The sequence below is a fragment of the Ruminococcus sp. CAG:57 genome (assembly GCF_000435935.1).
GTDB classification, from domain to species: domain Bacteria; phylum Bacillota; class Clostridia; order Oscillospirales; family Ruminococcaceae; genus Hominimerdicola; species Hominimerdicola aceti.
Genome location: NZ_FR890772.1, coordinates 4,914 through 9,965 on the forward strand (window position 1 = coordinate 4,914; position 5,052 = coordinate 9,965).

Below are 5,052 nucleotides of genomic sequence, written 5' to 3' on the forward strand. Positions count from 1 at the left end.
ACAGAATATTCAACTGTCCAAAAATTGTTACCACAAATCTAAAAAATATGGTATAATATTAGAAATACAGTTTGGAGGTGTGATTATGGAATCTGGAAAAAACAACAGAAACAAGGATATGCTTGACGATTATATAGGCTACAAGCTGACAACAGAAAACAGCTCTCAGCATAGTTCGTTCAATCTCAAAGGAATCGTTGTCGCTGTGTTGATCATCATAGGGATAGCCATGATCTATGATGCCCTGTGCCCCAAATGCGCACACTCAGGCTGTGACAATACTCCTGAAGAAGGCAGCAGCTACTGTTTGATACATGACCCTAAGTATTACAATAATAAGAACAGCTATACTTCAGTATTCACAACTGCTACAACATCACGTCCGAAAACCACTACAGCAAGTAGTTCAGCTACCAGAGCTACCCGTAAGAATACCAATAAAACCTCAACCAGTAAATCTGCTGAGTATGATGCTCATGATTATGACGACCCAGAGGATCTCTATGAAGATCACTATGATGATTTCTATGACTACGAGGATGCAGAGGATTATTGGGAGGAGAATAATTGACTCTTTTTTCATACAAGAAAAAGCACAAATGCAAAAGACGTTCCATTTGGATAAAATGAAACGTCTTTTGTTTGATAATAGTTTTATCGTAGTCCTATAAACAAGAAAATGTAATTTCTACATGACAGACGGATAAATCTGTGAGATATTGTCCCGTATATTCTACTTTCTAAAATCTCTGGGACTGCACCCGTAGGCTTCTTTAAAGGCTTTTGAAAAATAGCTGTGATCGTCAAAGCCGCAAAGCCCACAGATAGCATTTATCGAGTCAGATGTGTTTTTTATCATATATGCCGCATTGCGCAGACGATAATTTTTTAGATATTCAAACGGCGACTGTCCTGTTATGTTCTTAAAACACCTCAGCACTTCGCTTTTGCTGACAAATGCCGCTGACGCCAGTTATATGTAATGGAGAATAGTATTAATAGGAAAGTGTATATCAATATAGTTTTTTCTGTGGATTCGGTATAGCTTTAGGCTTTGACTAAGATTTTAAGTACAACACCTAAATGACCTGTCCGTAATTATCCTAGCGAAGATAAGCCCCAAAGGCAGAGCTAGTATTATCAGCAGGGCAGACGCAAGCCATGACGCAGATGTTTCAAGGGACATGACGCCCAAATTATAGAAAGCCTTGTAAAGATATAATCCCGGAACCATTATGACTATGGACGGAACGGTTATGGATATTCTCGGATAGCCCACATACTTTTTCAGCAGCGAGGCGAGTATGCCTGCGGTGAATGCCCCCACAAACGCAGCAGCTGCCGGAGGAAATGAAACAAGGTCAACAAGTTCCAATCTCAGAGTGTTTGCAAGTGCACCTATAACTGCCGCAGAGGCTGCAAGCTTGACAGGGCTGTTGAACATAACGGAAAATCCGAAAACCCCGCAGAAACTTGCCGCAAGTCTGAACAGTATGAACTGCCATAAGGTAAGGTGCAGAGGCAAAAAGTCCATTGGCGTAAGGTGCAGGATAAGTGCCATTAACCACGCCGTCATTGTGGCTACAATTATAATGATGAGGGCGTAGGTCAGCCGCTCGATGCCCGAACGCATATCGAGCTTTGAAAGGTCTATGCCGCTTGTGATGAACGGAAAACCAGGTATAATAAAAAGCATTGCACATATGTAGCCTGCCTCATGCTGCATTTTTATATTGAAAAGTATTTTCGCAAGTTCAAACAGCCCTGCATATGAAAGGCACGCCGCCGATACTGAGGCAACTATTCCAAGCACAAGGGTAAGGTGGTGCTTTGTGAATTTGCTCCGCACATAATTGCCAATGCCTGCACCGAAAAATGCACATATCATCTCGGTCAGTCCACCGCCAAGCAGAAATGTGAACGCTCCGCAGGCAAGTGCCGCCGCAAGGCCCAAAACAGGCGGCGAGTAAAGTCCGTGTATCTTTTCGATATCGTCAAGTTCATTGTGGACCTGTTCGCAAGTCAAACTATCGCAGCGGCCGACAAAATCGTTGATGAAATTTTCAAGACGTGTTAGCTTTGAATTGTTTACTCCCGTGTTAGTAAGGCAAAGAGACTGCGAAAAGCAAGCCTCGCCGTCAAAACAGGTGTAGTTTATGGACATAAGCCCGATATCTGCTGTGCAGGTCAGTCCCATACATTCCGACATGGTGTTCATGGAACTTCTCACACGCCACGCTCCTGTTCCGCAGGAGAGAAACATCATTCCCACCCTGCCTATAACAGAGGCTTTTTCTTTTAGGCTCGCCTTTGATACTGGCTCGTCCTTTTCGGCGTCTGTGAAATCGTGCCATGGGATATCCATGTGATTTTTCTTAACTATAGTTTGTGACATTCAGTATCACTTCCGTTTTTAAAGATCAAGGCTGTCTGAGCCTGCTTTTTTCATCATTTCCTCACGGCAGGCAAGCACAATGCCGTCTATCTCGCTGAGGTGCATGAGCATTTTCTTTTCAAACTGATGAACAGGCAGTAAAACGCCGATCTCATCAAATGATTTTCCAGCCTTTTCGCCTGTTTCCTGTCCGTAATAGACCATTGCAGTTGGGGCAGTCTGCTGTATCTTGTGGAAAGTATTCCATATAACATCATAGGTCTGAGCCTCGGAAAGTCCAAGCTTTACAGTGTCAGGCAGGGCGTAAAGTATAAGCACGCCACGTCTTTTGTCAACACGCTTTTCCTTAATGTTCATTCCGTCGGTATAGACCCTCATAAGGTCATATCCGTCTGCAAGATAAAGCTTTGAACGTGGTGCACAGCTGTGGTTTTTGTACACATCACGAAATTTCTCGAACTCATGCTTTGTGACAAGCTTTTTCTTTTCTTCAATGACATCGCCTTCAGGGGTCGTAAGGAGTTCAGGATTTTTTCCGGCTTTTCCGTGAAAACGCTTTGGTATAAGGTAAGCCTCTCTCAGCAGATCGAAAAGACTTCTTCCACAAAGCTCCAGAAGAAGTGCACTTATATCACCGTTCGTATATGCGGTCAAAAGCACCTGCACAAGATGTTTTGGGTCAGGATCGGTCTGCATATCGTCGTCACTAAGGTGATCGTAAAGCACGCTGCTGAGCCTTTCGCAAGCTCCTTCCGATGCCATTATCCTTGAAAAAAACTGTTCGACTTCATTTTCTTTTGGCAAAACTGTTGGCATATTATTATCTCCTTTCATGTATGTCATATCTCAGCATTTGCAAACATATTACACTTTTTCAGTATCATTTTTTGTATCTCTGTAGCGGCGGCATTGAGTTTTTTGTCTGCATTTTCTGCAAGAACGATGCTCCTCTTTGGAAACTCTTCATCAGTTTTCAGAATATAAACATCGCCGCTTTGTGCCATTGGTTCAGGTATAAGGCCTATGCCAAGGTTGCTTTTCACAAGCGGCATTATCTGATCGGCAGTTGCGACCTCTATATCCGGCTGAAAATCTATTCCATGCTGGAAAAAGAAGTCGGAATAGAAATCATATGTCCTTGTGTTTCGGTTAAGTGATATTATAGGGTGGCTGCAAAGTTCCTCAAGAGTGAGCGTTCGCTTTGCAAGATCCTTTAGCTTTGTGCTGCATATGATAAGTTCACGGAACTCTCTGAGTTTATGAAAATTCAGCGAGCCCTCTGTGCTTATCGGCGTTGTTACCACAGCGAGGTTTGCAATGCCGCTTTTGAGAGCAGTCAGTGCCTGAGGGGTTGAATGGTTCAGCAGCTTTATTTTTATTCCCGGATATCTTTCATGGAACTCATTGAGAAGTGGCAGCATAACGCCGTGAAGTGCGGTCTCCGTCACACTTATGGTGACAGTTCCGCTTTGCAGGTCGTTGGCTTTTGAGATCTCATCTTCGCCCTCTGTAATAAGTTCCACCGCCTTTGAGATGTGCTCGTAAAGTATCTCTCCCTCAGGGGTAAGCGTGACGCCGTTTTTCATTCGATTGAAAAGCGTGCAGCCAAGTTCTCCTTCGAGTATTTTTATCACCCTTGTGATATTAGGCTGATTTGTGAGCAGCACTTTTGCCGTTCTTGAAAAGCTGCGGTTCTTTGCGGCATAATAAAATATCTTATAATATTCGTAATTTATATTCACTTTATCACTTTCTTGCTATATCAATATTTTATATCTTTCATATCAATTATATATTTGACTTATATATCTGAGATAATTATAATGGAAAAAGGAGAAAATTAAAGTGTATAAAAATATTTTTCTTGTTAATTTTTTATGAAGGAATATGATAAAATGATGTTACGATCAAGAAAACAAATGTCTGAAACCAATATGCTCATGATACTTCTGACCATATCAGGGGGCTTGCAGGACGCATATTCGTATTTTGTGCGAGGTGAAGTTTTTTCAAATGCACAGACGGGAAACATTGTGCTTATGAGCACATATGTCGCAAAAGGCAACTGGCACAGGGCGTTGCACTATCTTATACCTGTGCTGGCGTTTGCAATGGGGATTTTCATAGCCGAGCGTCTGCACGCACGTTTCAAGGACGTGGGATTTATACATTGGCGGCAGATAATAGTTTTCACGGAAATGGTGCTGCTTTGCATTGTGGGGTTTATACCGCTTGGCGGTTCATACGATTTTGTTGCGAATGCACTTTCATCATGTGCCTGTGCAATGCAGGTGCAATCGTTCAGGAAAGTAAATAGTTATCCATACGCAAGCACGATGTGCATAGGAAATATGAGAAGTGCAATGGAATCCATAAGTGCATACATGAGGATAGGGGACAAGTCGCTGCTTAGGAAATCGCTGCAATATTTTCTTACGATATTCGTATTTGCCTGCGGTGCAGGAATAGGTGGAGCATATTCATTATACATAGGCAATGAGTTTATATGGATATCTTGTGCATTGCTGCTTATATGCTTTGTGCTTATGTTTATAAAGAGTGAGAATGATATGATGAGGGAGGATATGTAGGGCACATTTCGGTTAGTATTGTATTATAAAGGTCAAAAGCCGCAAGGTCAGACAGCTTTTTTCGCA

Annotated in this window: 6 protein-coding genes; 2 read left to right on the forward strand and 4 right to left on the reverse strand. The window is 42.3% G+C overall.

Annotated features, from left to right (window positions below; all coding sequences use genetic code 11):
- The first annotated feature begins 85 nt into the window (after positions 1-85).
- A complete protein-coding gene (locus tag QVO88_RS09455; protein WP_022288237.1) occupies positions 86-571 on the forward strand; it encodes a hypothetical protein in 486 nt (161 codons plus the stop codon).
- A 162-nt stretch (positions 572-733) separates the two neighbouring features.
- Here QVO88_RS09455 and QVO88_RS12385 read toward each other — a convergent pair whose 3' ends face one another.
- The 4 genes from QVO88_RS12385 to QVO88_RS09470 all read right to left on the reverse strand — a co-directional run bounded on the left by QVO88_RS12385 (position 734) and on the right by QVO88_RS09470 (position 4,137).
- Positions 734-973, reverse strand: a complete 240-nt coding sequence (locus QVO88_RS12385) for an AraC family transcriptional regulator (RefSeq protein WP_117859222.1) — start codon at positions 971-973, stop codon at positions 734-736.
- Positions 974-1,066: 93 nt separating this feature from the next.
- Complete coding sequence (locus QVO88_RS09460) at positions 1,067-2,395, reverse strand: threonine/serine exporter ThrE family protein (protein WP_022288238.1); 1,329 nt, start codon at positions 2,393-2,395, stop codon at positions 1,067-1,069.
- Between the two features lie 18 nt (positions 2,396-2,413).
- Positions 2,414-3,211, reverse strand: a complete 798-nt coding sequence (locus tag QVO88_RS09465) for a DUF4866 domain-containing protein (RefSeq protein ID WP_022288239.1) — start codon at positions 3,209-3,211, stop codon at positions 2,414-2,416.
- Between the two features lie 23 nt (positions 3,212-3,234).
- Positions 3,235-4,137 (reverse strand): LysR family transcriptional regulator, encoded by a 903-nt coding sequence (locus QVO88_RS09470; RefSeq protein ID WP_022288240.1) that lies wholly within the window; start codon positions 4,135-4,137, stop codon positions 3,235-3,237.
- 177 nt (positions 4,138-4,314) lie between these two features.
- On the opposite strand from QVO88_RS09470, the gene QVO88_RS09475 reads away from it, so the two are divergent.
- Entirely contained in the window at positions 4,315-4,986 is a 672-nt protein-coding gene (locus tag QVO88_RS09475) for a YoaK family protein (protein WP_243238862.1), read from the forward strand.
- Positions 4,987-5,052: the final 66 nt, after the last annotated feature.

Bases quoted from the DNA above. Each gene is read 5' to 3' on its own strand.
- QVO88_RS09455 (WP_022288237.1), top strand. From the start codon at position 86: ATGGAATCTGGAAAAAACAACAGAAACAAGGATATGCTTGACGATTAT.
- QVO88_RS09460 (WP_022288238.1), bottom strand. From the start codon at position 2,395: ATGTCACAAACTATAGTTAAGAAAAATCACATGGATATCCCATGGCAC.
- QVO88_RS09465 (WP_022288239.1), bottom strand. From the start codon at position 3,211: ATGCCAACAGTTTTGCCAAAAGAAAATGAAGTCGAACAGTTTTTTTCA.
- QVO88_RS09475 (WP_243238862.1), top strand. From the start codon at position 4,315: ATGTCTGAAACCAATATGCTCATGATACTTCTGACCATATCAGGGGGC.